The sequence below is a fragment of the Citrobacter sp. Ce119 genome (assembly GCF_030334525.1).
GTDB lineage: Bacteria > Pseudomonadota > Gammaproteobacteria > Enterobacterales > Enterobacteriaceae > Citrobacter > Citrobacter europaeus.
This window is the reverse complement of sequence record NZ_JAOWDR010000048.1, coordinates 76,480-102,816: the sequence shown is the minus strand read 5'-3', so window position 1 is coordinate 102,816 and position 26,337 is coordinate 76,480. Positions and strand designations below refer to the sequence as shown.

The 26,337-nt window shown below is 52.7% G+C and carries 25 protein-coding genes and 1 pseudogene; 21 read left to right on the top strand and 5 right to left on the bottom strand.

Going from position 1 to position 26,337, the window contains the following annotated elements:
* Positions 1–209: 209 nt before the first annotated feature.
* The 6 genes and pseudogenes from OGV80_RS12230 (at position 210) to tssJ (ending at position 8,539) form a co-directional block, all read left to right on the top strand.
* Positions 210–1,421 carry a KPHS_23130 family T6SS system protein gene (locus OGV80_RS12230; protein ID WP_502873996.1) on the top strand — a complete coding sequence of 404 codons (1,212 nt, stop codon included), beginning with the start codon at positions 210–212 and terminating at the stop codon, positions 1,419–1,421.
* Positions 1,422–1,424: 3 nt separating this feature from the next.
* Complete coding sequence (locus OGV80_RS12225) at positions 1,425–4,808, top strand: ImcF-related family protein (RefSeq protein WP_286515012.1); 3,384 nt, start codon at positions 1,425–1,427, stop codon at positions 4,806–4,808.
* A 126-nt stretch (positions 4,809–4,934) separates the two neighbouring features.
* Positions 4,935–5,201 (top strand): annotated as a pseudogene (locus tag OGV80_RS12220) (PAAR domain-containing protein); the annotation flags it as partial.
* 23 nt (positions 5,202–5,224) lie between these two features.
* A complete protein-coding gene (tssF, locus tag OGV80_RS12215; RefSeq protein WP_087052665.1) occupies positions 5,225–6,988 on the top strand; it encodes a type VI secretion system baseplate subunit TssF in 1,764 nt (587 codons plus the stop codon).
* Complete coding sequence (gene tssG / locus OGV80_RS12210) at positions 6,952–8,022, top strand: type VI secretion system baseplate subunit TssG (protein ID WP_087052664.1); 1,071 nt, start codon at positions 6,952–6,954, stop codon at positions 8,020–8,022. The genes tssF and tssG overlap by 37 nt, the downstream gene beginning before the upstream one ends.
* Position 8,023: 1 nt before the next feature.
* The gene (gene tssJ, locus OGV80_RS12205) at positions 8,024–8,539 is read left to right on the top strand and encodes a type VI secretion system lipoprotein TssJ (protein WP_043017884.1); all 516 of its coding nucleotides are present in this window, start codon (positions 8,024–8,026) and stop codon (positions 8,537–8,539) included.
* A 39-nt stretch (positions 8,540–8,578) separates the two neighbouring features.
* Here tssJ and OGV80_RS12200 read toward each other — a convergent pair whose 3' ends face one another.
* Both OGV80_RS12200 and mdtH read right to left on the bottom strand, forming a co-directional pair.
* Positions 8,579–9,139 carry a lipoprotein gene (locus tag OGV80_RS12200; protein ID WP_286515006.1) on the bottom strand — a complete coding sequence of 187 codons (561 nt, stop codon included), beginning with the start codon at positions 9,137–9,139 and terminating at the stop codon, positions 8,579–8,581.
* Positions 9,140–9,253: 114 nt separating this feature from the next.
* Positions 9,254–10,462, bottom strand: coding sequence for a multidrug efflux MFS transporter MdtH (mdtH, locus tag OGV80_RS12195; protein WP_003036166.1), 1,209 nt, complete (start codon positions 10,460–10,462; stop codon positions 9,254–9,256).
* 259 nt (positions 10,463–10,721) lie between these two features.
* Here mdtH and rimJ point away from each other — a divergent pair, with 259 nt between their 5' ends.
* The 4 genes from rimJ (at position 10,722) to murJ (ending at position 14,672) form a co-directional block, all read left to right on the top strand.
* A complete protein-coding gene (gene rimJ / locus OGV80_RS12190; RefSeq protein ID WP_006685101.1) occupies positions 10,722–11,306 on the top strand; it encodes a ribosomal protein S5-alanine N-acetyltransferase in 585 nt (194 codons plus the stop codon).
* A 34-nt stretch (positions 11,307–11,340) separates the two neighbouring features.
* A complete protein-coding gene (locus tag OGV80_RS12185; protein WP_043015906.1) occupies positions 11,341–11,988 on the top strand; it encodes a YceH family protein in 648 nt (215 codons plus the stop codon).
* Position 11,989: 1 nt separating this feature from the next.
* The gene (locus tag OGV80_RS12180; RefSeq protein WP_200000444.1) at positions 11,990–12,913 is read left to right on the top strand and encodes a Gfo/Idh/MocA family protein; all 924 of its coding nucleotides are present in this window, start codon (positions 11,990–11,992) and stop codon (positions 12,911–12,913) included.
* Positions 12,914–13,136: 223 nt separating this feature from the next.
* A complete protein-coding gene (gene murJ / locus OGV80_RS12175; protein WP_047412118.1) occupies positions 13,137–14,672 on the top strand; it encodes a murein biosynthesis integral membrane protein MurJ in 1,536 nt (511 codons plus the stop codon).
* Positions 14,673–14,757: 85 nt separating this feature from the next.
* Here murJ and flgN read toward each other — a convergent pair whose 3' ends face one another.
* From flgN to flgA, 3 genes are all read right to left on the bottom strand, one after another.
* Entirely contained in the window at positions 14,758–15,180 is a 423-nt protein-coding gene (flgN, locus tag OGV80_RS12170; RefSeq protein ID WP_043015909.1) for a flagella biosynthesis chaperone FlgN, read from the bottom strand.
* Positions 15,181–15,183: 3 nt separating this feature from the next.
* Positions 15,184–15,477, bottom strand: coding sequence for a flagellar biosynthesis anti-sigma factor FlgM (gene flgM / locus OGV80_RS12165; protein ID WP_003832153.1), 294 nt, complete (start codon positions 15,475–15,477; stop codon positions 15,184–15,186).
* Between the two features lie 93 nt (positions 15,478–15,570).
* Positions 15,571–16,230: a flagellar basal body P-ring formation chaperone FlgA gene (gene flgA / locus OGV80_RS12160; protein WP_043017885.1), complete on the bottom strand. Its 660-nt coding sequence runs from the start codon at positions 16,228–16,230 to the stop codon at positions 15,571–15,573.
* A gap of 157 nt (positions 16,231–16,387) precedes the next feature.
* On the opposite strand from flgA, the gene flgB reads away from it, so the two are divergent.
* The 11 genes from flgB (at position 16,388) to flgL (ending at position 26,305) form a co-directional block, all read left to right on the top strand.
* Positions 16,388–16,804 carry a flagellar basal body rod protein FlgB gene (gene flgB, locus OGV80_RS12155; RefSeq protein WP_016152626.1) on the top strand — a complete coding sequence of 139 codons (417 nt, stop codon included), beginning with the start codon at positions 16,388–16,390 and terminating at the stop codon, positions 16,802–16,804.
* Between the two features lie 3 nt (positions 16,805–16,807).
* Entirely contained in the window at positions 16,808–17,212 is a 405-nt protein-coding gene (gene flgC, locus OGV80_RS12150) for a flagellar basal body rod protein FlgC (RefSeq protein WP_006685091.1), read from the top strand.
* A gap of 11 nt (positions 17,213–17,223) precedes the next feature.
* Positions 17,224–17,922, top strand: a complete 699-nt coding sequence (flgD, locus tag OGV80_RS12145) for a flagellar hook assembly protein FlgD (protein ID WP_043015910.1) — start codon at positions 17,224–17,226, stop codon at positions 17,920–17,922.
* Positions 17,923–17,948: 26 nt separating this feature from the next.
* Complete coding sequence (gene flgE / locus OGV80_RS12140) at positions 17,949–19,226, top strand: flagellar hook protein FlgE (protein WP_043015911.1); 1,278 nt, start codon at positions 17,949–17,951, stop codon at positions 19,224–19,226.
* A gap of 20 nt (positions 19,227–19,246) precedes the next feature.
* On the top strand, positions 19,247–20,002 hold the full coding sequence (locus OGV80_RS12135; protein ID WP_016156188.1) for a flagellar basal body rod protein FlgF: 756 nt from the start codon (positions 19,247–19,249) through the stop codon (positions 20,000–20,002).
* 13 nt (positions 20,003–20,015) lie between these two features.
* Positions 20,016–20,798, top strand: a complete 783-nt coding sequence (flgG, locus tag OGV80_RS12130) for a flagellar basal-body rod protein FlgG (RefSeq protein ID WP_003036202.1) — start codon at positions 20,016–20,018, stop codon at positions 20,796–20,798.
* 57 nt (positions 20,799–20,855) lie between these two features.
* Positions 20,856–21,554, top strand: coding sequence for a flagellar basal body L-ring protein FlgH (gene flgH / locus OGV80_RS12125; RefSeq protein ID WP_087052661.1), 699 nt, complete (start codon positions 20,856–20,858; stop codon positions 21,552–21,554).
* 33 nt (positions 21,555–21,587) lie between these two features.
* Positions 21,588–22,664: a flagellar basal body P-ring protein FlgI gene (locus OGV80_RS12120; RefSeq protein ID WP_087052660.1), complete on the top strand. Its 1,077-nt coding sequence runs from the start codon at positions 21,588–21,590 to the stop codon at positions 22,662–22,664.
* The gene (gene flgJ / locus OGV80_RS12115; RefSeq protein ID WP_043015914.1) at positions 22,664–23,614 is read left to right on the top strand and encodes a flagellar assembly peptidoglycan hydrolase FlgJ; all 951 of its coding nucleotides are present in this window, start codon (positions 22,664–22,666) and stop codon (positions 23,612–23,614) included. The genes OGV80_RS12120 and flgJ overlap by 1 nt, the downstream gene beginning before the upstream one ends.
* A gap of 64 nt (positions 23,615–23,678) precedes the next feature.
* Positions 23,679–25,337, top strand: coding sequence for a flagellar hook-associated protein FlgK (flgK, locus tag OGV80_RS12110; protein ID WP_087050399.1), 1,659 nt, complete (start codon positions 23,679–23,681; stop codon positions 25,335–25,337).
* A gap of 14 nt (positions 25,338–25,351) precedes the next feature.
* Positions 25,352–26,305, top strand: coding sequence for a flagellar hook-associated protein FlgL (flgL, locus tag OGV80_RS12105; protein ID WP_080625389.1), 954 nt, complete (start codon positions 25,352–25,354; stop codon positions 26,303–26,305).
* The last annotated feature ends 32 nt before the right edge of the window (positions 26,306–26,337 follow it).

Here is a 26,337-nt window from a genome sequence, read left to right as displayed (position 1 = left end):
TACTGCTGTCACTATATGCAGCACCGTCCGGTGCCTGAGACGGCGCGTTTTGCAGAACACCCGCAGCAGTGGGGTCATATCCACTGGCCGGAAGCGCTTGACGTTGAATCACGGACGGCACCGAATAATGATTCAACCGCCGGTGTGTAAGAATGTAATCACACTTTTCCGCAATCAAATCTTATTTATCTCTGTCGCAATAATAAATCATGCCCGTAAATTTAAAGTTGATTCCACCGGTGGCTCAGAAACCTAAACTTCCGATCGGCAGACGCTGGTTGAAAGGTCTGACTGGATTACTGGTGATAGGTTCCGGTTGGGCTTATTTTACCGGGTTGTCATTTCATTCGTCGGTATTCTGGATATTTTCAGCCGGGCTCCCGCTTACCGTGTGGCTGGTTGCAATATGGCTGCGTATTATGGTTTACCTTCCCGTGTTAATTCAGGCCCAGGCCTGGGATCGACGAAGAGAGGAGTTATTACTGCGTGAAATTCGTCGTGGTCGTCGCGCATTGCAGATATTGCACAGCGCATTTATTACGCCACACAGTGAGCACCAGCCAACGGGCAGCTCTTCTGTAAATATGTTAAAGCAGAATAAGCCTCTCCTGCATATGCAACCATCATGGCATGGAATAGAACGTTTTCGCCATAGTCGCTTACCCCTGGAGCCAGGGATGAAGCGAGATGACCTGGTTAAGCAGATATTCGACAGATTAATGGCTGGAATTGCACGACATCTTAACCAACTGCCGGACCATCAGCCCATAGCGCTATTGTTTGAAACCAATACATCACTATCTCGCCAGCGGTTGCACACGCTTTGGTGCAATGCCTGGCAACAACGTGATATTCGTCAACCCATCGAGCCTGTGACCGGGTACGGGTTGAACGTTATTGATAGCTGGCTGGACAGTCGAATCCACGAAGAAACGGTATTACTGATCATCGCGCTGCAGGTTGCTCCAGACGATCCAGATGGGACCGGGGAGGCGGCCGTTGCACTGCTGTTTGGCAATCGCATGACCCAAAATATCCTTCCTCCTCTGGCATGGGTTCATCGACCGGAAGCGAGTTTTGCCGACACGTTGGCAGAGAGCATTGCTCAAGCGTTGGATTGGGTGCCCGTTCAACCTGAAGATGTCCACGATCTCTGGTCATCCGGTCTGTCGCACCAGCAGCAAAGTACGATAGCTGCGCTGAATGCGCATCCGCCTCTTCAGGGGATAGAGATGAATAGCCGGTTATATAACCTTGACCGAACGTTAGGTGAAACGGGGTGCGTTGCCCCCTGGCTGGCTATCGCTGCCGCAGCACAAGGTACAAAAGAGTCGCAACTGATTATGAGTGGTGAAACAGGGAGCACAAAAATGTGGAGCGTGGTGGTTTCACCTTGTCAGACTGCAAAGGAGAAGGTCTAAGTGATGCGGTTTTTATTACCGATTAAAAATCCGACAGTGCGTTACTGGCTGATAGCAATGGCACCTATGCTGATTTCGGCAATTGCCTGCCTGATAATCTGGTACTGGCCAGAAAAAGTCGGCATGTTGCCGGGAAGCCTGAAACATTCTCGCTGGATAACCGGGTTGGGGGCGACAACTGCGGTAACCGGTGTATATGCGGTATTGACCTGGTTTAGCGCGCGATCTTCTGGTCGCCAGAGTTTCGACCTTACCCGGGCGCATATCCAGGGTGATGATCAACCTCGCATTAGTGAGAGTTACCAACATCACCAGCAGTCGACCCCATTTGCGGATATGTACGCGTATCTACACCGTCAGTATGGACTCTTCTGGCGTCAGCGGGTGCGTGTAATACTTGTCATCGGGGAAGAGACTGAAGTCGCATCGATTGCGCCAACGCTTGCCGAGAAACAATGGCTGGAAGGTGAGGGTACCGTACTGATTTATGGTGGTAGCCCGCAGGAATCAGTAGATCTCGGACCTTTATCGACGTTGCGTAAATTACGCAGTGCCCGACCTGTGGACGGAATCATTCTGTCGCTCAGCTACGAACAAGCATCAAGCGCTCAATGGATGAGTGATTCGCGACGAAGCCTGGAGCAAACAGGTAACGCATATCACTGGCTACCGCCAATATGGTTGTGGCAAACGGACCCGAGCATGCAAGGGACCCGCATTACTCAGGCGGTAGGTGTTTTCTTTCACGAAAAGACTTGCCCGGAGAGTGTTGGTCGCGAGCTAACCCGTTTGCTGCCGCAGCTATGTGAACAAGGGATGCGTCAGATTTTTACTGATAACCGCCATGATTATCTATTGCGACTTGGGCAGTGGCTGAAGTTGGGAGGGATTGAAAGCTGGCAGCGGATCCTCACGCCGTGGCTGTCTGGTAAGCAATGGCGGATGCCCATATGTGGGCTGATGTTTAGTCCCTCTGTAACGGTCGCGGCGGCGTCAGTTATTCATGCGCATTACTGGTCACCACCGGCCGCGTTTCATGGCGTACTGAAAAGGGGGGCTCAGGCTACTGGGCGGCATATGGGGTTATCCCGAGGTCGGATAATGTGTTACGTGGTGGCGGTAGTTATCGGTCTGTGGGGCGTTGGCAGCCTGATATCGTTTGCCGCCAATTATTATCAAATGACTTCCCTGACAAACAAAGCGCAGCAGTTGGCGATCGGTGAGCAGGTATCAGATGCTGAACTGATACAACTGAATGAACTGCGAAATGATATTGAGCGCATTCAGACACAAAAAAACACAATAGGGTGGCGTCATTTTGGTCTGAATCATGATACTGAATTATTGGCCGTTTTACTCCCGATTTATGGGGTGGCAAATAATCGCCTGATGAGAGACGAGGCTGCGCGGGTGTTGTCTGAAAAACTCGATGCTCTGACGCATCTTCCGCCGGGAAGTCAGCAACGCGCTGACCTGGCAAAATCGGCATACGATCAGCTTAAAGCCTGGCTGATGATGGGCCGCCCGGAAAAGGCCGACCCCGCCTTTTTTTCTCAGGTGATGACGCTGACACAACCGACGCGTAAAGGGATTTCTACCGGTATCTGGCAGAGTCTGTCGCCGGACTTGTGGGGATTTTACATGCAAACTTTACCTGGGCAGCCTGACTGGAAAATTATCCCAGATGCACAGGTGATGGTGGCAACCCGGCAGATCCTGCTAGCGCAGATTGAACAACGTAATGGCGATAATGCTATATATCTGAAAATGCTGGGATCCGTTTCCCGCAATTTTCCGGATATGCCCTTGGCGCAGATGACGAATGATACGGATGCCGCGCAATTGTTTACCACTTCGGAAACCGTTCCTGGGGTATTTACCCGCCAGGCATGGGAAGGGCAGGTGCAGCAGGCAATAGCTGACGCAGTGGCATCACGCCGCGAAGAAATTGACTGGGTGCTGAGCGACAATCAAAAAAAAGGTCGTGCTGAGGTTTCTCCTGAAGCATTAAAACAACGACTGACAGATCGCTATTTTAGCGAATACTCTGGGTCATGGCTTAAGTTCCTCAACAGTTTACGCTGGAAGCCGGCGCGAAATCTTTCAGATGTTGTGGATCAGCTTACGCTAATGAGCGATGTACGCCAGTCACCGGTAGTTGCACTGATGAATACTTTGGCATGGCAGGGGCAGGCAGGAAAAAAACGTGAAGCCCTGTCCGATTCATTGATGAAATCGGCAGAAAAAATATTGCAGAAAGAAGAGGAGGCACCGGTTATTGACCAACATGCAAACGATATGACCGGTCCGTTAGATGAAACGTTTGGCCCATTACTGGCGATAGCCGGTAAGGGTGATACGCCGAATAACCTAACGACTGAAACCTCATTAAGTTTTCAAACATTTCTCACTCGCGTGACCCGAGTCCGCCTGAAGCTGCTCCAGGTCACTCATTCAGCCGATCCGCAGGTCATGATGCAGCAACTGGCACAGACGGTGTTTCAGGGCAAAAATATTGATCTTACCGATACGCGGGAATATGGCAGTTTGTTAGCAGCGGGGTTAGGAGAGGAGTGGAGTGGTTTTGGTGACGCGCTTTTTGTGCAACCCCTGACGCAGGCATGGGAGCAGGTCCTGCAACCATCGGCTGCGGGAATAAATGAGAGCTGGCAACGTACGGTTGTTTCTGACTGGCAGGAAGCAACAGATGGCCGATATCCGGTGAGTGAGGGGCGCAGTGATATTCCACTGCCGGTTCTGGCTGAGTTTATTCGACGTGATACCGGAAAGATCGACCAATTTCTTCATGAGAATCTCGCGGGTCTAATGCACCGTGAGGGGCGTCGCTGGGAAGTAGACGAAATGAATACCCAGGGATTAATTATTAATCCGGAATTTATCCAAGCCGTTAACCGTCTTGGTGAGGTTCGCGACGCCTTATTTGCTGATGGTAGTCAGGGGATGCGTTTTGAGCTGCGCGCGCGCCCAGTACCGGACGTTGTGGAAACGATACTTTCCATTGACGGACAGCGACTGCACTACTTTAACCAGATGGAAAGCTGGCAGAGTTTCCGTTGGCCGGGAGAAAGCCAGAGACCCGGCGCCATGCTGACCTGGACAACCACGCAGGGAGGGGCAAATCTTTACGGGGACTATCCGGGAGAATTAGGCTTAATTCGTTGGCTGGAACAAGGACGAGCGGAGAAACGTGATGATGGAATGTGGCAACTCACCCTCAGTGCGCCAGACGGTAAAAAACTGTGTTGGTTAATGCGCACTGGGCCAGGCGGTGGGCCGCTGGCATTATTAAAATTGCGAGGTTTTGTCCTGCCGAAGGATATTTTTTTGGTGAGTCGCCAACGAAATTCAGACGCTGGAATAAACTAGCCCAGCCTTCAGATGCTCAAATACGTTCCTGACGAATGTGTCCCTCTTATGTCACTTCAACGAAACTCGAAATCTATCGGTATATAAAAATAATATGCTGACGATAAAGAGCAGTAAGGAGAATATATGGCTGGATGTTATTTGGTTGTAGGCGATAAAACCACCTGCGGAGGGGTAATTATTGAAGGTGATCCCACGCATACTATTATGGGGATACCTGTAGCAAGAGAATTTGACCGGGTTACCTGTGGGCGTTTTATTGGCATATTCAGCATTGTTGGCGGAATTGTGCCCGATACTATCAACGGTCGAATGCCTGCCGGCTCGCAGGAAAGTCAAAGTACCTGTCCATGTCAGTCTTTGTTTATTCCTTCCATGATAACTGACACCTACACTATTTAATAAATGAGTATTCCATGGATGATTTAACCCTGCGTTACTTTGACGCCGAAATGCGCTACCTGCGCGAAGCGGGCGAGGAGTTTGCCCGCGCCCATCCTGACCGGGCGGCGATGTTGAATCTGGATTGCCCTGGTGCTCGCGATCCTTATGTCGAGCGGTTGTTTGAAGGCTTCGCTTTTCTTATGGGGCGGCTGCGGGAAAAACTGGATGACGACCTACCGGAACTGACCGAAGGGTTAGTGAGTTTGCTATGGCCGCATTATCTGCGGACGATCCCTTCGTTAGCGATTGTGGAGTTGACGCCACAATGGCGCGAGATGAAAGAGCGGATGGTTGTAGAGAAAGGATTTGAGGTGCTTTCTGGCCCGGTAGGTGATAAGCGCACCCGCTGTCGTTACACCACTACTCGGGATGTCACATTGCTGCCGTTGTTGCTGGAGATGGCGCGACTGGACACCGATCCGGACGGACGTTCCGTGATCAAACTGCGTTTTTCCTGCAGTGAGCTGGCCGACTGGCAGCAGGTAGATCTGAGTCGACTTGCATTTTATCTCAATGCCGATGCGCCGCTGGCCTGTGCATTACATGAAGCGTTGTCGCTAAATGTGGCGACTATACGTTTGCGATTGCCAGGACAGACAGATGATCAAGCGCTGGAAGCCTGGTTCACGCCAGGGGGATTTGGCAATGAGGATAACCTCTGGCCGAAGGATAGCGGTGCGTTTGGCGGTTATCAGCTGTTGTTGGAGTACTTCACTTTTCGGGAAAAATTTATGGCGCTGGCGCTCTGCGGACTTGAACAGGTTGTTCTCCCGCAAAGGCTCCCCTGGTTCGAACTTGATGTCGTTTTGAAACGCCGCTGGGATTATGACTTCACCTTCAGTGAAAAACATATCCGCCTGCACTGTGTGCCAGTGATAAACCTTTTTCCTCTGGAGTCTGACCCGCTGACCCCTGATGCCTTGCAGACCGAATATTTGTTACGTCCGATGCGTATTCAGGATGGCCACACTGAAATTTACTCTGTAGATTCCGTTATTTCGTCAAAGCACTCCGGGCATCAGGTTTTTGTGCCATTCACCAGTTTTCGCCACAAAGGGGGAATGTTACGCCATGACGCACCAGAATATTATTATCACACCCGAGTAAAACGTGGCCCTTCCGGTCTACATGATACCTGGCTAATCCTCGGTGGTAAGGCTTTTGATAACTACAGCGTACCTGAAGGCGAAAGCCTGTCATTAAGTCTTACCGGTACGAACGGTCAACTACCTCGTCGGGTATTACGCAGTACGTTGCTCGACACCGTTGTAAAGTCTACCGCGGCGAATGTCCGAGTCCGTAATCTGACGGCGCCAACGCTTCCCTGTTATCCACCAAACCGTGACCGTTTTCACTGGCGTGTATTAAGCCATCTGGGGAGCAGTTTTCTGTGGATGATGGATAACCCGGAAGTATTGCGTGGAACTCTGGCGCTTTATGACTGGACGGACGATGAAATGAATCGACGCCGTCTGGCCGCTATTGTTGACGTTAAGCACAGCGAAACGGAGCGTTTCGAGCGCGGGCATCTGCTACGCGGTGTGCAGATAGAGGTCACCCTTGATAGCAATGGTTTTGCCGGCCGCGGAGACATCTGCCTGTTTGGTGAAATGCTCAATCGCTTTTTTGGACTCTATACCGACATCCACCTGTTTAATCGGTTGATTCTGATCTTACAACCTACGGGGGAGCAGCTAGCATGGGACGAAAATCCGCGCAACCCAGGGATGCGCTAACATCACGTCTGAAAGAAGATATTAGTCGTATTAATTTTTATCGATTTTGCCAGCTTCTGGAAAACCACGGCGCTCACCGACTGGGGGAAAGTGATAACCCGCATGATGATATGGTGCGTTTTCGTCCCCATCCTGGTGTAGGGTTTCCCGCTAGCGAACTGAAAGCTATTGAGTGCGATCCTGAGCATCCGGATGCCCCTCTTACGGTCCGCTCAACCTTCATGGGGCTTTACGGTGTGGATTCACCGCTGCCGACAACATACATAGATGACATCACGCAAAGGCGCGATGGTCACGAGGTACTGGAAACCTTCCTCGATATTTTCAACCATCGTATTTTGACGCAGTTTTACCGCATCTGGCGAAAATACAGTTACCCAGCCACTTTTGAAGCGGGGGGGCGCGATAGTACTTCGCGCTGCTTATTGGGACTCATTGGCTTAGGGATCGCCGGTACACAGGAGCATATTGCCACACCGTCATCGCGTTTCCTCGCCCTGTTGGGGATTATGCGCCAGCCCGGGAGAACGGCAGAAGGTATTGCCCGGTTGGTCAACTTACTGGCGCCGAACACGCGTACTGACGTCATAGCACACGATCTGCGTACGGTGGCGATTCGACAACCTGCAGGACTGTTTGATGAACAACCATTAAGGCTGGATGGCCATACGATACTGGGGGATGAGGCAACCGATGCAGCCAGTCAGTTATTAATTTCACTCGTGACTGATGATGCAACAGAAACGGAGGGCTGGTTACCCGATGGGGGGCTTTTGACCGACTTGCTGGTATTACTGCGTGTTTATCTGGGGTGGCGCTATCGGGCGCGGATTATGTTGACTCTTCCCACCCGTCTGCTTCCTGAGCCTGTGCTGGGTGAGTCACCTGTGCGACTGGGTCTTACCTGTGTTAATGGTCTGCAAAAAGGAGACAGGGACTTACCGGACGACTTCACGGTAGAACTTGAACATTACCGTGGTCTGACACCCGCTATGATAAATAAGGGCATAAAGCGTGTTCATTACCGTTTTTAAAATGAAAAATATTCTTCCCGTACTGGCATTAATACTCAGTGGCTGCGGCTTCTTTCAGTCAGTAAGTGACGGTACCCGCTCCGCTGCAAGCTCTCTTTTTTATAAACAGATTAAGATATTACATCTTGATATCTCTGGCCGGGCCGCGCTCAATACTGACAGCCGCGAGCAAAACAGCGCGCCACAGTCGGTTATAGTGCGTATTTACCAGTTAAAAGATGAGAAGCGTTTTAATCAGACTCAGTACGAACAACTGGTCGGTTACGGGGCTAACCTGTTAAAAGAGGATTTACTGGCTGAGCAGTTTGTGGTGGTTAAGCCCAATAGCGCCGTGACGCAGGATATGCCGATGGAAGAGGGAACACAATTTGTGGCGATTGTGGCTCTGTTTCGCGATCCTGATATGACCAAGGGCAACTGGCGGTTGGTGGTCAAACGCAACGATCTTGACCCCGATGAGGCACGTAAAATCGTGCTTGATGGCCATAGTATGACGATGCTGCCAGAGGAAAAGTAATCCCTCATAGAAAAGGGCGCATCGGCGCCCTCTGTTTTATTAGTCAGTGAACGGGATGATGATTTCGCCCGGTTTCACCTCAATACCTTTCGCCAGTTTTTTCGCCAGCGCTTCACCCTGGCTACTGTCATCCTGCAGAATATACGCTGGCTGCTGATTGAAATAGTTTCGCAGCGACTGATTCAAATAAGGCATCAGCGTTTGCAGCACCGACTGCATTTTTTCCGGTGTGACGATGGCATCCACAACTTCCATCTCTTGCAGATAAATCGCGCCTTTTTCTTTATTGAAGACCGGTAAGGCTTTGAGTTTCAGCTTCATGGTCGCTTTTTGAGTGCCAAACAGCGAGTTCATGTCCAGGTTGGCATCACCGGTCAGCGTCACTTTATTGGGTTCTTCACGGCCTATCTGGCTGGCGAGATTGTTTAGTACGATATGCGCTTCAGCGACGCCAGGCAATCCGATATCTTTAGAAAAGTTATTATGTTTCGCCAGGGCCTGATTAATCTCTTGCTCGCTAACCGTGTATTGCGTGAGTTGATTACAACCAACCAACAGGCCGCTGACAATGAGCGCAGCGGCAAAAAGAAGCTTTTTCATGGGGTTCCTCAACATGATGCTTGTGGTGTAATCGTGACACAAAGCATCATCGAGTACCAGCGCCGCGGCTACCAGCAGAAAAAACTGAAAAATGCGCGTACGCCGGATTGGCTATCAGGCGTCAGGCTCCAGCATACCCCTCGTTGGGCGTTTGAGGCTGAATTGCCAGCCCAGCGCCAGGAAAGTGATGAAGCCGATGATACCGAGCATCATCCAGGGCAGTTCAGGCTGCGCCAGGGCTTTACCCATGTCAAACAGCCAGCCGCCGCCGACATAACCAATTGCGCCACCGATAGCGAGCCCCAGTCGACTGAATCCCATATAGCTTCCTCGGGCACGTGCATTCGCCAGCGAGGCGCTCAGGGTTTCACGCGCCGGTTCGGCGATGATCGAGCCAATATAGAAGGTGCAGATCAGGGTAAACAACTGCTGCAAATTCCCGACCAGCCCGATGGGCATCATGCTCAGAGACATCACCAGCAGCCCGGCCATCAGGCGATGCTCAAGGCGAAAGCGTTTTTCGCTCCAGCGAGCAATCGGGTAGAGCAACGTTAAAGAGAGGCACGCCTCGATGGCGTACATCCATTTTACAGCAGCCGGTGAGCCAGCGATGTCGTTCACCATGATTGGCAGCATCAGCATCACCTGCACTGCCAGCATGTAATAGCCTGCCAGCGTCAGCACATAGGTGACAAAGCGCTTGTCATGCATGACATGGCTCATCCCTTCGCGCACCGGTATTTTTACCGTCGACAGCTTCCATGCCGGGAGCAGCCAGGCGTTAAACGCCGCGCACAGAACGAATAAAATTGCGCCGGTGGCACATACCAGACGAAAATCGTATTGCAATAACCAACTGCCGAGCAACGCGCCGACCACGGCCCCGGCGCTATCCTGCATCATCAGAATAGAGAAAAAACGCCCGCGCTTTTCCGGGCGGATCAGTTTGACCACCAGCGCCGAGCGGGGAGGGTCGAACAGCGTACCGCCCAGCCCGGAAAGAAAGCAGGAAAACCACAGCAGCCACGGCTCATGAGCAATGCCCATGGTGGCAAATCCGGCAGCGCGCATCAGCATGCCGGTGACGATCATTGGTTTGGCGCCGAAACGGTCCGCAATAGCGCCGCCGAAAATACCCAACCCCTGCTGGATAAATTGACGTAATCCAAGTGCGATACCGACCATCACGGCAGCCCAGCCCATTTGGTCGACGAAACGAATTGAGATCAGCGGGAAAACGACGAAGAAACCCAGCACGACCAGCATATTATCGATGAGAAGGAAGTATTTACCCAGGTTCCTTGCCTGCGAGACTTGCGACATTTCCCCTCCAGGGAAAAACTCGTCACTCTGGATAGAGTTTAAAAGATAAGCACCTCCTATTCTGCGGTGTCGTCATCGCTTTTCCCACCCTTCGCGGGACAATATTTTTTTATCAAAAGTCCGTCTTGATAGAGAGTTTTCATCAAAATGTGTGAATAATTCAAAAAATGGCATTTTGCTCTTTTCACAGGGTGTATTCGCACAGGTATAGTAATGCGAATAGCGTATTGAAGACGTTACGGGAAGGAGTAGGTATAGAATGTTTGGCTATCGCAGTAACGTGCCAAAAGTGCGCTTAACCACGGACCGCCTGGTCGTGCGTTTGGTGCATGAGCGTGATGCCTGGCGTCTGGCAGATTATTACGCAGAAAATCGTCATTTCTTAAAACCCTGGGAACCCATTCGCGATGAAAGCCACTGCTATCCGTCCGGCTGGCAGGCGCGTCTGAGTATGATCTCTGAGTTTCATAAACAAGGCACCGCTTATTACTTTGCGCTGCTTGATCCGGAAGAAAAAGAAATTATCGGCGTTGCTAACTTCTCGAACGTGGTGCGGGGATCCTTCCACGCCTGCTATCTCGGTTACTCCATTGCGCAGAAGTGGCAGGGACAGGGACTGATGTATGAAGCCTTAACGTCGGCCATCCGTTATATGCAGCGCACGCAGCACATTCACCGCATTATGGCTAACTACATGCCACATAATAAACGCAGCGGTGACCTGCTGGCGCGACTGGGTTTTGAAAAAGAAGGATATGCTAAAGACTACCTGCTGATTGACGGGCAGTGGCGCGATCACGTGCTGACGGCGTTGACGACATCAGAATGGACCCCCGGCCGCTAAGTTTCAGATGCAGCCATGATTAATGGAGAAGACGATGAAATACGAATTAACCGCCACCGAAGCACGAGTGATTGGCTGTTTATTAGAAAAACAAGTGACTACGCCTGAACAGTATCCGCTCTCCGTAAACGGAGTGGTAACCGCCTGCAACCAAAAAACGAATCGTGAACCGGTGATGAACCTGTCGGAATCGGAAGTACAGGATCAGCTTGATAACCTCGTGAAGCGGCATTTCCTGCGCACGGTAAGTGGCTTCGGCAATCGCGTCACGAAATATGAGCAGCGGTTCTGCAATTCGGAGTTTGGCAATCTTAAACTCAGCGCGGGGGAAGTGGCGCTCATCACCACGCTGTTGCTGCGCGGCGCCCAAACGCCGGGTGAACTGCGTAGCCGCGCATCCCGTATGTACGAATTCAGTGACATGGCCGAAGTGGAGTCGACGCTGGAGAAGCTGGCGACCCGGGAAGATGGTCCTTATGTCATTCGCCTGGCGCGCGAGCCGGGCAAACGGGAAAGCCGTTATATGCACCTGTTTTGTGGTGACGTTGATGAAGCAATTGCCGCGGCAGATGAACCTCCGGTAGCAACGGGGGATCTGCAGGCGCGCGTTGAGGCGCTGGAGTCAGAAGTTGCGGAGCTCAAACAGCGGCTTGATTCCTTACTGGCGCATTTGGGAGACTAACGTGAATAAATTACGCATCGGCGTTGTCGGCCTCGGTGGGATTGCACAAAAGGCCTGGCTACCCGTGCTGGGCGCTAGTGCCGACTGGACGCTGCAAGGGGCATTTTCACCTTCGCGGGAAAAAGCGCTGCGTATCTGTGATACCTGGCGGATCCCCTACGTTGATTCTCTGGTGAATCTGGCGCAAACCTGCGATGCGGTTTTCGTTCATTCCAGTACCGCGACGCACTATGCGGTAGTAAGTGAACTGCTAAACGCCGGGGTGCATGTGTGTGTGGATAAACCACTGGCGGAAAATTTACGCGAGGCAGAGCAATTAGTGGAGTTGGCCGCGCGGAAAAAGCTGACGCTGATGGTCGGGTTTAACCGTCGATTTGCGCCGCTTTATCAGGATCTCAAAGCTCAGTTGGCTAATGCGGCGTCTGTCCGTATGGATAAGCACCGTACGAACAGCGTCGGGCCGCACGATCTGCGCTTCACTCTGCTGGACGATTATCTGCACGTAGTCGATACCGCATTGTGGCTGGTGGGAGGAAAGGCGCAGTTAAACAACGGCACGCTGTTAACCAATGAATCCGGTGCGATGCTTTATGCGGAACACCATTTTTCTGCCGGGCAAATGCAGATAACGACCAGTATGCATCGCCGCGCAGGTAGTCAGCGTGAGTGTGTGCAGGCGGTGACGGACGGCGGCCTGATAGACGTAACTGATATGCGGGAATGGCAGGAAGAGCGTGGGCAAGGCGTGGTGCACAAACCGATCGCAGGCTGGCAAACCACTCTGGAACAGCGGGGTTTTGCCGGATGCGCACGTCATTTTATTGAGTGCGTGCAAAATCAGACGGTTCCCCAGACGGCAGGCGAGCAGGCGCTACTGGCCCAGCGCGTTGTCGAAATGCTGTGGCGGGAGGCGATGGCTGAATAACCCCCTGTAACATCTGGCGGTAGTAATTCATTGTAATCCAGGTACTATATGCCAACTCAAAAATAACACCTCTTTTCAATCATAGGCTGGTTTGTTGGCCTGGTAAGATGCTGCGGCGTCGCCATCAGGCACAGCAAAAGTGTCGGATAGCGGCGAGCATGCCTTATCTGACCTACGGGCAGGTTTGTCGGGGTTTTGCCTCAGAGTCTGGAATACAACATAGATGAATTTATTAAAGTCGCTGGCAGCCGTCAGCTCGATGACGATGTTTTCACGTGTGCTGGGTTTTGCGCGTGATGCGATTGTCGCCAGAATCTTTGGCGCAGGGATGGCGACAGATGCCTTTTTTGTGGCATTCAAACTTCCTAACCTGCTGCGCCGAATCTTTGCTGAGGGCGCTTTTTCGCAGGCGTTTGTGCCTATCCTGGCTGAGTACAAAAGTAAGCAAGGTGAAGATGCGACCCGCGTGTTTGTCGCTTACGTTTCCGGGCTGTTGACCCTGGCGCTGGCCGTGGTGACGGTCGCCGGGATGCTGGCTGCCCCGTGGGTGATTTTAGTCACCGCGCCTGGGTTTGCCGACACCGCCGACAAATTTGCGCTGACTACTCAACTGCTACGCATAACCTTTCCGTATATTCTGCTGATCTCACTGGCTTCGCTGGTTGGTGCGATCCTTAACACCTGGAACCGCTTTTCTATTCCGGCGTTTGCGCCGACTTTTCTGAATATCAGCATGATCGGTTTCGCGCTGTTTGCAGCACCTTATTTTCATCCTCCGGTGCTGGCGCTGGCGTGGGCCGTTACGGTTGGCGGTGTGCTACAGCTGATTTACCAGCTGCCGCATCTGAAAAAAATTGGCATGCTGGTGCTGCCGCGGGTGAACTTCCGCGATGCGGGTGCGATGCGCGTCGTCAAGCAAATGGGCCCGGCGATCCTTGGGGTTTCCGTCAGCCAGATTTCACTGATCATCAATACGATTTTTGCCTCGTTTCTGGCCTCTGGCTCGGTTTCATGGATGTACTATGCCGACCGTCTGATGGAGTTTCCGTCCGGCGTACTTGGCGTAGCGCTGGGGACTATCCTGCTGCCATCGCTGTCCAAAAGCTTTTCCAGCGGGAATCATGATGAGTACTGCCGGCTGATGGACTGGGGGCTGCGTTTATGTTTTCTGCTGGCATTACCGAGTGCCGTCGCATTAGGGATTCTGGCCAAACCGTTGACGGTGTCTCTGTTCCAGTACGGGAAATTTACTGCCTTTGACGCCGCCATGACTCAACGCGCGCTGGTGGCGTACTCGGTCGGTTTGATTGGCTTGATCGTGGTGAAAGTGTTGGCCCCAGGTTTTTATTCGCGCCAGGATATTAAAACGCCGGTCAAGATTGCCATTGTCACGCTGATTATGACCCAGGTAATGAACCTGGCGTTTATCGGACCGCTGAAACATGCCGGGTTGTCGCTGTCGATTGGTCTGGCGGCGTGTCTGAACGCTTCACTACTGTACTGGCAGTTGCGTAAGCAGAAAATCTTCACCCCGCAACCGGGCTGGGCCTGGTTCCTGACGCGACTGGTGATTTCTGTACTGGTGATGTCGGCGGCGCTGGTCGGGATGCTATACATTATGCCGGACTGGTCGCAGGGAACGATGTTGTGGCGCCTGCTGCGTCTGATGGCTGTCGTAGTGGCAGGTATTGCCGCTTACTTTGCCGCGCTCGCCGTGCTGGGCTTTAAAGTGAAAGAGTTTGTGCGCCGGACGGCGTAACAGATCAATGCCGGATGGCGGCTTAACGCCGTATCCGGCCTACAAAACGCGTAGGCCTGATAAGCAAAGTGTTATCAGGCTTGCATCAGATAGAGAATTTTTTCCCGCCGCGGTGCGCAGCAGAGGTTTGACCGTTTGCGCCATACAGCGCCGGTTCCTGGTGCGGTTTCAGCACTTGTATTGCTTGTTGATTGCGCTCGATCTGTCCTTCCAGCAGCCAGCCATTGTGCTGATTGAGGTCGCGTAGGTGCTGTGTTTTCATGGTGATGGTTTGCCAACGCTCGGCAATTTCATCATTAGCGCTGCGCGTGGCATCATGCTCCAGACGGCGCTGCTGCTCCAGATAATCAAGGGTTGCCAGCAAAGAGCTTTTTTCTTCTGTAATACGCTGAAGCAGGCTGCCGTTGATATATCCTGCGGAAAGTTGCTGCTGTTCAGCATCCATTACCGTTTTCAGGTCATTGAGGACGGTCGTCATCTGGTCAAGTATTTCTGACAAACGAGTCATACTTTATTTACTCTGTAAGTAGCTCTGCGCCTCGCGGATCAGCGAGTCGGCAATTTTTCCAGTGTCCATCTTCAGCTCACCGTTACGGATCGCGGTTTTCAGTGCTTCGACGCGTTCCATATTGATGTCATTGGTGCCGGGCTGCATCAGTTTAGCCTGGGCGTCGCTCAGCATGACGCTGGTGCTGGTGGTGGCGGTGGTTTTTTCCTTCCGCGCTTTTTGTACCGGCGCATCGCTGGTTTCACGTGGCTGAACGGTACTTACTGGTTTCAATGGTGAGGTACGATCAATGCTCATTTTGTTTTTCCTCATCGAGGGGTTACGCTATAGCGGCCCGCTGTAATCATTGGTTGTTTATCTATCGGCACACGCTAAAAAATCTTTAACCTATTATAGGTTAATCAGAATATTCCCATCAGAATCGACGATGCCGCTCACCACCTGGCCTGAAACCATCCGCACTCGCGCATTCTGTGCAACGGCGGCATTGTTCAGCGCTTTGCCTTCGGCATTCACCCGAAAACCCTCTCCGTTGGCGATAACCAGTACGCGCTGACCGGCCTTGATCCGCCAGGCCTGGCGCAACATTGAAAGCTGTATCGGTTGACCTGGCACCAGATCGCGCAGGCTTACGGCATCCTGTACTTGACTCATATCCAGCACCGCGCGCGGTGGTAGTTGGTCCAGTCGACCTCGTTTTAACGTTACGCTGGCCTGAGTCAGGGCGCTACCCCGGGCTACGGGCGCGGCGGCTACCACGTAGTTTCCTGTGGCCTGCACGTTCACCTGCAGATAACGTTTTTCGTTGGCGCATCGCGCCAGCACGTTCACATTGCCCCACAGTTTTGCACTGCCGGACACGCTTAATGCGGGTTGCTCGCAGCTCGGCAGTAAGTTTGGTGACGTTCGGATAGTGACCATCACCTCATCGCTAAATCCGGCCAGACGCTGGGAGAACCATGCTGTTAGCTGAGAATTCAGGTCTTGCGCCAGCGTCATAGGGCTGAACAGCAGTGCTGCAACGACTATTCCACGTTTAAACGTTTGCATCAAAACCTCGTGCTTTTTCAGGTAGTGGCAGGATTTTACCTGTGTGACGCAGTCATCAACGCAACAAATAGCGACGCATTTTGCGTTTATTCCGGCGATAACGCGCGCGTAATGGGATTTAAGCTGTCGGCTGAATTTTGTCATTTGCGGAGGAGATATGCTCGATAAGCTCGACGCCGCCTTACGTTTTCAACAGGAAGCGCTGAATTTGCGCGCCCAACGCCAGGAAGTATTGGCGGCCAACATAGCCAATGCCGACACGCCGGGGTATCAGGCGCGTGACCTGGATTTCGCCAGTGAATTGAAAAAAGTCATGGTGCGAGGACGGGAAGAAACCGGCGGTGTCTCGTTGACGCTGACCTCTGCACAACACATTCCGGCCCAGACCGTTTCCGCTCCTTCTACGGAGCTGCTCTACCGTATTCCTGACCAGCCGTCTCTCGATGGTAACACGGTGGATATGGACCGGGAGCGTACGCAATTTGCCGACAACAGCCTCAAATATCAAATGGGGCTAACCGCGCTGGGTGGACAAATCAAAGGCATGATGAACGTGCTGCAAGGAGGGAACTAATTCGTGGCGCTGTTAAATATTTTTGATATCGCAGGCTCTGCGCTGACGGCTCAGTCTAAGCGTCTGAACGTGGCGGCCAGCAACATGGCGAATGCGGATAGCGTCACCGGACCCGACGGTCAACCGTATCGTGCGAAGCAGGTTGTTTTTCAGGTTGATGCCGCGCCAGGCGCAGCAACCGGCGGCGTGAAAGTTGCTGATGTCATTGAAAGCCAGGCGCCGGATAAGCTGGTTTATGAGCCGGGTAATCCGCTGGCCGATGCGAATGGTTACGTAAAAATGCCGAATGTGGACGTCGTCGGCGAAATGGTCAACACCATGTCAGCCTCGCGTAGCTACCAGGCAAACGTCGAAGTGCTCAACACCGTGAAAAGCTTGATGCTCAAAACGCTGACGCTAGGCCAGTAAAGGAGGCGCACATGTCTATTGCTGTAAAAATGAATGACCCAGGCACCACTGGCGTTAATGACGCCACGGGGAAGAATTCGCTGACGGGCAGCAACGCTGCTGATCTGCAAAGCAGCTTTCTGACGCTGCTGGTTGCACAGCTGAAAAACCAGGATCCAACTAACCCGCTGCAAAATAACGAACTGACCACCCAACTGGCGCAAATCAGTACCGTGAGCGGAATAGAAAAACTGAACACCACGTTGGGGTCGATCTCCGGACAGATCGACAACAGCCAGTCGCTGCAGGCCAGTACTCTGATTGGCCATGGCGTCATGATCCCGGGCACTACCATCCTGACCGGTAAAGGTACGGAAGAGGGCGCCAAAACCACCACCACGCCGTTTGGCGTTGAGCTGCAGCAACCAGCAGATAAGGTTACCGCAACCATTACCGATAAAGATGGCAAGGTGGTACGCACCATTGATATTGGCGGTTTGAAAGCGGGCGTTCATACCTTTACCTGGGACGGCACCATGACCGATGGCACGGATGCGCCAAGCGGTTCTTACAACGTGTCAATTGCTGCCAGTAATGGCGGAACGCAACTGGTGGCGCAGCCGCTTCAGTTTGCGCTGGTGCAGGGAGTTATTCGCAGTAACGGCGGTAATACGCTGGACCTGGGCACCTATGGAACCACCACCCTCGACGAAGTACGGCAGATCATTTAAGCCTTCACACTTATCAGGAGTAAGTCATGGCCTTTTCACAAGCGGTCAGCGGTCTGAACGCTGCAGCGACCAACCTCGATGTCATTGGTAACAACATCGCCAACTCCGCCACCTACGGTTTTAAGTCCGGTACGGCATCCTTTGCCGATATGTTTGCCGGTTCTAAAGTGGGTCTGGGCGTTAAAGTTGCGGGTATTACCCAGGACTTTACCGACGGCACTACGACCAACACCGGTCGCGGGCTGGATGTTGCTATTAGCCAGAACGGTTTTTTCCGCATGGTAGACAGCAACGGTTCCGTATTCTTTAGTCGTAATGGTCAGTTTAAGCTCGATGAAAACCGAACGCTGGTTAACATGCAGGGGCTGCAATTAACGGGATACCCGGCTGCCGGTACGCCGCCAACTATTCAGCAGGGCGCAAATCCAGGCCCAATCACTATCCCGAATACGCTGATGGGGGGAAAATCCACCGAAACGGCGACGATGCAGATCAACCTGAACTCATCAGCAAAAGTTCCGACGAATAAGTTTTCGCCGTCTGATGCTGACAGCTATAACAAACGTGCGCCGCTGACGGTATTTGACAGCCAGGGAAACCAGCACGACGTTAACCTTTATTACGTTAAAACCGGTGATAACACCTGGGATATCTGGACTCAGGATTCCAGCGTAGCAAACTCGCCGCTGGTGAAATCAAGCCAGATGACCTTCGACACCAATGGCTCTCTGGAGGCCGTTAAAGGTTATACCGAAGTGAAGCCGACGCCTCCTGCGACTGAATCAACCTGGACGCTGGGCGCGGCAAATGCAACACCTTCGTTTTCGATCACTACCGGCACGATAAACGGCGCAGTCCCTGCGACATTCACTCTTAGCCTGCAGAACTCTATGCAGCAAAACACGGGTACAAACAGTGTGATTGCCGCTACGCAGAATGGCTACAAGCCGGGCGATTTGGTTAGCTACCAGATTAATAATGACGGTACCGTGGTTGGTAACTACTCCAACGAGCAAACGCAGGTTTTAGGACAGATCGTGCTGGCAAACTTCGCCAACAACGAAGGTCTGGCTTCTCAGGGCGACAACGTCTGGGCTGCGACTCAGGCTTCCGGCGTGGCGTTGTTGGGTACGGCAGGCTCAGGTAACTTCGGCAAGCTGACCAACGGCGCGCTGGAAGCGTCAAACGTGGATTTGAGTAAAGAACTGGTGAATATGATTGTCGCTCAGCGTAACTATCAGTCGAACGCGCAGACCATCAAAACCCAGGATCAGATCCTCAACACGCTGGTCAACCTGCGCTAAGCGCCTGACGGGATGGCTTAATGGATCACGCAATTTATACCGCCATGGGCGCGGCCAGTCAGACGCTGAATCAACAGGCGGTGACGGCCAGCAACCTGGCAAACGCTTCAACGCCGGGTTTTCGTGCGCAGCTCAATGCCCTGCGTGCGGTTCCCGTTGAGGGATTGTCTTTACCGACGCGTACGCTGGTGGTGGCCTCCACGCCGGGGGCCGATATGACGCCGGGTCAGATGGACTATACCTCGCGTCCACTGGACGTGGCGCTGCAACAGGATGGCTGGTTAGCTGTGCAGACCGCGGACGGTAGCGAAGGATATACCCGAAATGGCGCCATTCAGGTAAGCCCTACGGGTGAACTGACTATTCAGGGTCACCCGGTGATTGGCGAAGCCGGACCAATAGCCGTACCGGAAGGTTCAGAAGTCACCATTGCGGCAGACGGTACGATCTCGGCGCTTAATCCTGGCGATCCGGCCAATACGGTCGCGCCAGTCGGGCGACTGAAGCTGGTGAAGGCGACGGGGAGTGAAGTACAACGTGGTGATGATGGCATGTTCCGTCTGACTCAGGCCGCGCAGGCTACTCGTGGTGCGACGTTACAGGCCGACCCCAGCATTCGCGTCATGTCGGGCGTGCTGGAAGGCAGTAACGTCAAACCGGTTGCTGCGATGAGTGACATGATCGCCAACGCCCGCCGCTTTGAAATGCAAATGAAGATTATCAGTAGCGTGGATGATAACGCGGGCCGCGCCAACCAACTGCTGTCGATGAGTTAACACAGGACATTTTATGATCAGTTCATTATGGATCGCCAAAACCGGCCTGGATGCGCAGCAAACCAACATGGATGTGATTGCCAACAACCTGGCAAACGTCAGCACCAACGGATTTAAGCGCCAGCGTGCGGTGTTTGAAGATCTGTTGTACCAGACGATTCGCCAGCCTGGCGCCCAGTCTTCTGAACAAACCACACTGCCGTCTGGCTTGCAGATAGGTACCGGTGTGCGTCCGGTCGCGACCGAGCGTTTACACAGCCAGGGGAACCTGTCGCAGACCAACAACAGTAAAGATGTGGCGATTAAAGGGCAGGGATTTTTCCAGGTTATGCTGCCTGATGGCACGTCTGCTTATACCCGTGACGGTTCATTCCAGGTGGATCAGAACGGTCAGTTGGTGACGGCGGGTGGTTTTCAGGTTCAGCCAGCCATCACCATTCCGGCTAACTCGCTCAGTATCACCATTGGCCGCGACGGTATTGTCAGCGTGACCCAGCAGGGCCAGGCTGCGCCGGTTCAGGTAGGCCAGCTTAACCTGACAACCTTCATGAACGATACCGGTCTGGAAAGTATTGGTGAGAATCTGTACACCGAAACGCAGTCATCCGGTGCGCCGAATGAGAGCACGCCGGGTCTGAACGGCGCGGGTCTGCTGTACCAGGGCTATGTTGAAACCTCTAACGTCAACGTGGCGGAAGAGCTGGTAAACATGATCCAGGTTCAGCGCGCTTACGAAATCAACAGTAAAGCGGTATCGACCACCGATCAGATGCTGCAAAAACTGACGCAACTCTAAAGTGTGGTCCGGTGGGGTGAAAGCCTCACCGGCACACTGATTTTGAAGATGACCGCAATGCGAAAATACGCGCTTCACCCATACCCAATTTTAGCCCTGCTGGTGGTTTCACTGACAGGATGCGCCTGGATCCCGGCCACCCCCCTCGTGCAGGGCGCGACGTCTGCCCAGCCTGTTCCAGGTCCGACGCCGGTGGCGAATGGCTCAATCTTCCAGTCGGCGCAGCCGATTAACTACGGTTATCAGCCGCTATTCGAAGACCGCCGTCCGCGCAATATTGGCGATACGTTAACCATCGTATTGCAGGAAAACGTCAGCGCGAGCAAAAGTTCTTCGGCTAACGCCAGCCGTGACGGCAAGACTAACTTTGGTTTTGATACCGTCCCGCGCTATCTGCAAGGTCTGTTCGGTAACGAACGTGCTGACGTAGAAGCGTCAGGGGGTAACTCCTTTAACGGTAAAGGCGGCGCGAACGCCAGCAATACCTTCAGCGGTACGCTGACCGTAACGGTCGATCAGGTACTGGTGAATGGCAACTTACATGTCGTGGGTGAAAAACAGATTGCCATTAATCAGGGCACTGAATTCATTCGCTTCTCCGGGGTCGTTAACCCGCGCACCATCAGTGGCAGCAACTCCGTACCGTCAACTCAGGTTGCGGACGCGCGGATTGAGTATGTCGGCAACGGCTACATCAATGAAGCGCAGAATATGGGCTGGTTGCAGCGTTTCTTCCTTAACTTGTCGCCGATGTAAGCGAGGTACCCAGTGTTTAAATCTTTAGTTGGAATGGTACTGGTGCTGATAGCCACCATTGCGCACGCTGACCGTATTCGTGACCTGACCAGCGTTCAGGGAGTGCGGGAAAACTCGTTGATAGGTTATGGGCTGGTAGTCGGTCTGGATGGTACGGGCGACCAGACCACCCAGACGCCGTTTACTACGCAAACGCTCAACAACATGCTTTCGCAGTTGGGGATAACCGTGCCAACTGGCACCAACATGCAGTTGAAAAACGTGGCGGCGGTGATGGTTACCGCGCAGTTTCCAGCTTTTGGTCGCCAGGGGCAAACGATTGACGTGGTGGTCTCTTCCATGGGGAACGCCAAAAGCCTGCGCGGCGGCACGCTGCTGATGACTCCACTGAAAGGGGTCGACAGCCAGGTTTATGCGCTGGCGCAAGGGAATATTTTAGTTGGCGGTGCGGGTGCAGCTGCGGGTGGCAGTAGCGTGCAGGTTAACCAGCTCAATGGCGGACGTATTACTAACGGCGCAATTATTGAACGTGAATTACCCAGCCAGTTCGGCGGCGGTAACACCATTAATCTGCAGCTCAATAATGAAGATTTCACGATGGCGCAGCAGATTACCGACACCATTAACCGCTCGCGTGGCTTTGGTAGCGCAACAGCGTTGGATGCCCGAACCATTCAGGTGCGCGTGCCAAGCGGCAACAGTTCGCAGGTCCGTTTCCTTGCTGACATCCAGAATATGGAGGTCAGCGTCACGCCGCAGGATGCGAAAGTGATTATCAACTCGCGTACCGGATCCGTCGTAATGAACCGCGAAGTCACGCTGGATAGTTGTGCCGTGGCGCAAGGCAACTTGTCGATTACGGTAAACCGTCAGGCGAATGTCAGCCAGCCGGATACACCGTTTGGTGGTGGACAGACAGTGGTAACGCCACAAACCCAGATCGATCTGCGCCAGAGCGGTGGTTCGCTGCAAAGCGTGCGTTCCAGCGCCAACCTGAATAACGTCGTACGTGCGCTTAATGCGCTGGGGGCAACGCCGATGGATCTGATGTCCATTCTGCAATCGATGCAGAGCGCGGGATGCTTACGCGCCAAACTGGAAATCATCTAATGATTGGTGACAGCAAACTGCTGACCAGCGCCGCCTGGGATGCGCAATCACTGAACGAACTGAAAGCGAAAGCGGGTCAGGACCCGGCGGCGAATATCCGCCCGGTCGCCCGTCAGGTTGAAGGGATGTTCGTGCAGATGATGCTGAAAAGCATGCGTGAAGCGCTGCCGAAAGATGGTGTGTTTAGCAGCGATTCGACACGTTTGTATACCAGCATGTATGACCAACAAATTGCGCAGCAGATGACCGCAGGTAAAGGTCTGGGGCTGGCGGAAATGATGGTTAAGCAGATGACCGAAGGGCAGGCGCAACCCGCAGACGACGCGCCGCAGGTGCCAATGAAGTTCTCGCTTGAAACGGTGACCAGCTATCAAAACCAGGCGCTGACGCAACTGGTGCGTAAAGCCATTCCCCGGGCGACGGAAAGCATTGATGAGCCGCTGTCAGGTGACAGTAAAGACTTCCTCGCCCAGCTATCGCTGCCAGCTAAGCTGGCCAGCCAGCAAAGCGGGGTTCCGCATCATCTTATTCTGGCACAGGCGGCGCTGGAGTCCGGATGGGGGCAGCGACAAATCCGTCGTGAAAATGGCGAACCAAGCTTTAACATTTTTGGCGTGAAGGCTTCGGGAAGCTGGAAAGGCCCAACCACCGAAATCACCACCACCGAATATGAAAACGGTGAGGCGAAAAAGGTGAAAGCCAGATTCCGCGTGTATAGCTCTTACCTGGAGGCGCTGTCGGATTATGTCGGTCTGATATCGCGTAACCCGCGCTATGCGGCGGTGACCGCTGCCGCGACAGCCGAGCAAGGCGCACAGGCATTGCAAAATGCCGGTTACGCAACTGACCCTAACTATGCGCGTAAATTAACCAACATGATCCAGCAGTTGAAATCGATGAGCGAAAAAGTGAGCAAAACCTACAGCACGAACATCGATAATCTCTTTTAAATAGCTCAAGTCTACCGACCTGCTGCCGATAATAACGAGTATTGAAGGATTACAAGGAACCTCCATGTCCAGCTTGATTAATAACGCGATGAGTGGACTTAGCGCAGCGCAGGCCGCGTTGAATACCGCCAGTAATAACATCTCCAGCTATAACGTTGCCGGGTACACCCGCCAAACGACAATTATGGCGCAGGCGAACAGCACGCTGGGTGCGGGGGGCTGGGTTGGCAATGGCGTCTATGTTTCTGGCGTACAGCGCGAATATGATTCTTTTATCACGAATCAGTTGCGTGCAGCGCAGAACCAGAGCAGCGGCCTGACAACGCGCTATGAGCAAATGTCGAAAATCGACAATCTGCTTTCCAGTAAAACCAGTTCAATTTCCACCTCAATGCAGGGTTTTTTTACCAGCCTGCAGACGCTGGTCAGTAATGCAGAAGACCCGGCTGCGCGTCAGGCACTGATTGGTAAAGCTGATGGTTTAGTGAATCAGTTCAGAACAACCGATCAGTATCTGCGCGATCAGGATAAGCAGGTCAATACTGCGATCAAAGCCAGCGTAGATCAGATCAACAACTACTCAAAGCAGATTGCCAGCCTCAACGATCAGATTTCCCGTCTGACCGGCGTTGGCGCGGGCGCATCGCCTAACGATCTACTCGATCAGCGTGACCAACTGGTTAGCGATCTGAACAAACTTGTCGGCGTTGAAGTCAGTGTCCAGGATGGCGGCACCTATAACGTAACGATGGCGAACGGCTATTCACTGGTACAGGGCAGCAACGCCCGCCAACTGGCCGCAGTACCGTCCAGTGCCGATCCAACACGCACTACGGTTGCCTATGTTGATGGCGTTGCCGGAAATGTTGAAATTCCTGAAAAACTCATTGATACCGGCTCATTGGGCGGTTTGATGACGTTCCGTTCTCAAGAGCTGGACCAGACGCGTAACACGCTGGGGCAACTGGCACTGGCGTTTGCCGATGCATTTAATACGCAGCATAAAGAAGGTTTTGATGCCAATGGTGATGCTGGTAAAGACTTCTTTGCTATCGGCGGTCCATCTGTGCTCAGTAATACCAAAAATACTGGGACAGGGTCGTTAACTGCAAAAGTTACTGATAGCTCAGCAGTGCAGGCTACTGATTACAATATTACTTTTGATGGTACTGACTGGCAGGTAACTCGCCTTGCAGATAATACCAGCTTTAAGGCGACCGTCACTGGTGGAAAAATGTCCTTTGATGGGCTGGAGATAACCGTAGGGGCGGGAGCGAAAGCGAATGATAGCTTTACGGTGAAGCCAGTGGGTAATGTCATTGTTGATATGAAAGTGGCTGTGACTGATGAGTCGAAAATCGCCATGGCCGAAGTATCCAAAAATGATATCGATCCAGATAAGGATAAAGGGAAAAGCGATAACCGTAACGGCCAAAAATTGTTGGATCTGCAAACCAAAGCGACTGTCGGAAATAAAACCTTCAATGACGCGTACGCAACGCTGGTGAGCGATGTCGGGAATAAAACCGCTACCCTGAAAACCAGCGCCACCACCCAGAACAACGTAGTTACGCAGCTTTCTAATCAGCAACAGTCGATTTCCGGGGTTAACCTCGATGAAGAGTACGGCAATTTGCAGCGTTATCAACAGTATTACCTGGCCAACGCACAAGTGCTGCAAACAGCAAATTCGCTCTTTGATGCGCTTCTGAATATTCGCTAAGGGAGAGGGACTCAATGCGTATTAGTACTCAGATGATGTACCAGCAGAACATGCGTGGCATTACCAACTCTCAGGCCGAATGGATAAAATTTGGTGAGCAGATGTCAACGGGCAAACGCGTGATCAACCCGTCTGACGATCCGATTGCCGCCTCGCAGGCTGTAGTGCTTTCTCAGGCTCAGGCGCAAAACAGCCAATATACGCTGGCGCGTACTTTCGCGACGCAAAAAGTGTCACTGGAAGAGAACGTTTTAAGCCGGGCGACGACCGCGATTACCGCGGCGCAGGAAAAAATTGTCAACGCCGGCAACGGTACATTGAGTGATGACAACAGAGCATCGTTAGCGACTGATTTGCAAGGGCTCCGCGATCAACTGATGAATTTGGCTAACAGTACCGACGGTAATGGTCGCTATATCTTTGGCGGCTACAAAACCGAAGTTCCACCATTTGCCCAGACTGATGGTACTTATAGCGGTGGAACTGAAAATATCACCCAACAGGTTGATGCCGCTCGGTCAATGGTGATTGGTCATACCGGAGATAAAATTTTTAACTCGGTGACCAGCAACGCGGTTCCGGAGCCAGATGGTAGCAAGTCTGAAACGAACTTATTCGTAATGCTGGATACAGCTATTGCAGCCCTGAATACGCCGATTGAAGGCGATGATGTGGCGAAAGCAAAGGCCGCTGAAGCGATTGATAAAACCAACCGTGGTTTAAAGAATTCACTCAATAATGTGTTGAGCGTCCGTGCGGAATTAGGCACGCAGCTTAGCGAATTAAGCTCGCTGGATTCACTGGGAGCCGATCGTGCACTGGGTCAAACTCAGCAGATGAGCAATCTGGTGGATGTTGACTGGAACGCAGCGATTTCGTCCTACGTGATGCAGCAGGCTGCACTGCAGGCATCGTACAAAACGTTTACCGATATGCAGGGCATGTCGCTGTTCCAGCTTAACCGGTAACGACCTTTTTTGAACATATCATGAAACTGGAT

Coding starts and splice junctions, on each gene's coding strand:
- OGV80_RS12230 (WP_502873996.1), top strand. CDS start 210: ATGCCCGTAAATTTAAAGTTGATTCCACCGGTGGCTCAGAAACCTAAA.
- OGV80_RS12225 (WP_286515012.1), top strand. CDS start 1,425: ATGCGGTTTTTATTACCGATTAAAAATCCGACAGTGCGTTACTGGCTG.
- tssF (WP_087052665.1), top strand. CDS start 5,225: ATGGATGATTTAACCCTGCGTTACTTTGACGCCGAAATGCGCTACCTG.
- tssG (WP_087052664.1), top strand. CDS start 6,952: ATGGGACGAAAATCCGCGCAACCCAGGGATGCGCTAACATCACGTCTG.
- tssJ (WP_043017884.1), top strand. CDS start 8,024: ATGAAAAATATTCTTCCCGTACTGGCATTAATACTCAGTGGCTGCGGC.
- OGV80_RS12200 (WP_286515006.1), bottom strand. CDS start 9,139: ATGAAAAAGCTTCTTTTTGCCGCTGCGCTCATTGTCAGCGGCCTGTTG.
- mdtH (WP_003036166.1), bottom strand. CDS start 10,462: ATGTCGCAAGTCTCGCAGGCAAGGAACCTGGGTAAATACTTCCTTCTC.
- rimJ (WP_006685101.1), top strand. CDS start 10,722: ATGTTTGGCTATCGCAGTAACGTGCCAAAAGTGCGCTTAACCACGGAC.
- OGV80_RS12185 (WP_043015906.1), top strand. CDS start 11,341: ATGAAATACGAATTAACCGCCACCGAAGCACGAGTGATTGGCTGTTTA.
- murJ (WP_047412118.1), top strand. CDS start 13,137: ATGAATTTATTAAAGTCGCTGGCAGCCGTCAGCTCGATGACGATGTTT.
- flgN (WP_043015909.1), bottom strand. CDS start 15,180: ATGACTCGTTTGTCAGAAATACTTGACCAGATGACGACCGTCCTCAAT.
- flgM (WP_003832153.1), bottom strand. CDS start 15,477: ATGAGCATTGATCGTACCTCACCATTGAAACCAGTAAGTACCGTTCAG.
- flgA (WP_043017885.1), bottom strand. CDS start 16,230: ATGCAAACGTTTAAACGTGGAATAGTCGTTGCAGCACTGCTGTTCAGC.
- flgB (WP_016152626.1), top strand. CDS start 16,388: ATGCTCGATAAGCTCGACGCCGCCTTACGTTTTCAACAGGAAGCGCTG.
- flgD (WP_043015910.1), top strand. CDS start 17,224: ATGTCTATTGCTGTAAAAATGAATGACCCAGGCACCACTGGCGTTAAT.
- flgE (WP_043015911.1), top strand. CDS start 17,949: ATGGCCTTTTCACAAGCGGTCAGCGGTCTGAACGCTGCAGCGACCAAC.
- OGV80_RS12135 (WP_016156188.1), top strand. CDS start 19,247: ATGGATCACGCAATTTATACCGCCATGGGCGCGGCCAGTCAGACGCTG.
- flgG (WP_003036202.1), top strand. CDS start 20,016: ATGATCAGTTCATTATGGATCGCCAAAACCGGCCTGGATGCGCAGCAA.
- flgH (WP_087052661.1), top strand. CDS start 20,856: ATGCGAAAATACGCGCTTCACCCATACCCAATTTTAGCCCTGCTGGTG.
- OGV80_RS12120 (WP_087052660.1), top strand. CDS start 21,588: ATGGTACTGGTGCTGATAGCCACCATTGCGCACGCTGACCGTATTCGT.
- flgJ (WP_043015914.1), top strand. CDS start 22,664: ATGATTGGTGACAGCAAACTGCTGACCAGCGCCGCCTGGGATGCGCAA.
- flgK (WP_087050399.1), top strand. CDS start 23,679: ATGTCCAGCTTGATTAATAACGCGATGAGTGGACTTAGCGCAGCGCAG.
- flgL (WP_080625389.1), top strand. CDS start 25,352: ATGCGTATTAGTACTCAGATGATGTACCAGCAGAACATGCGTGGCATT.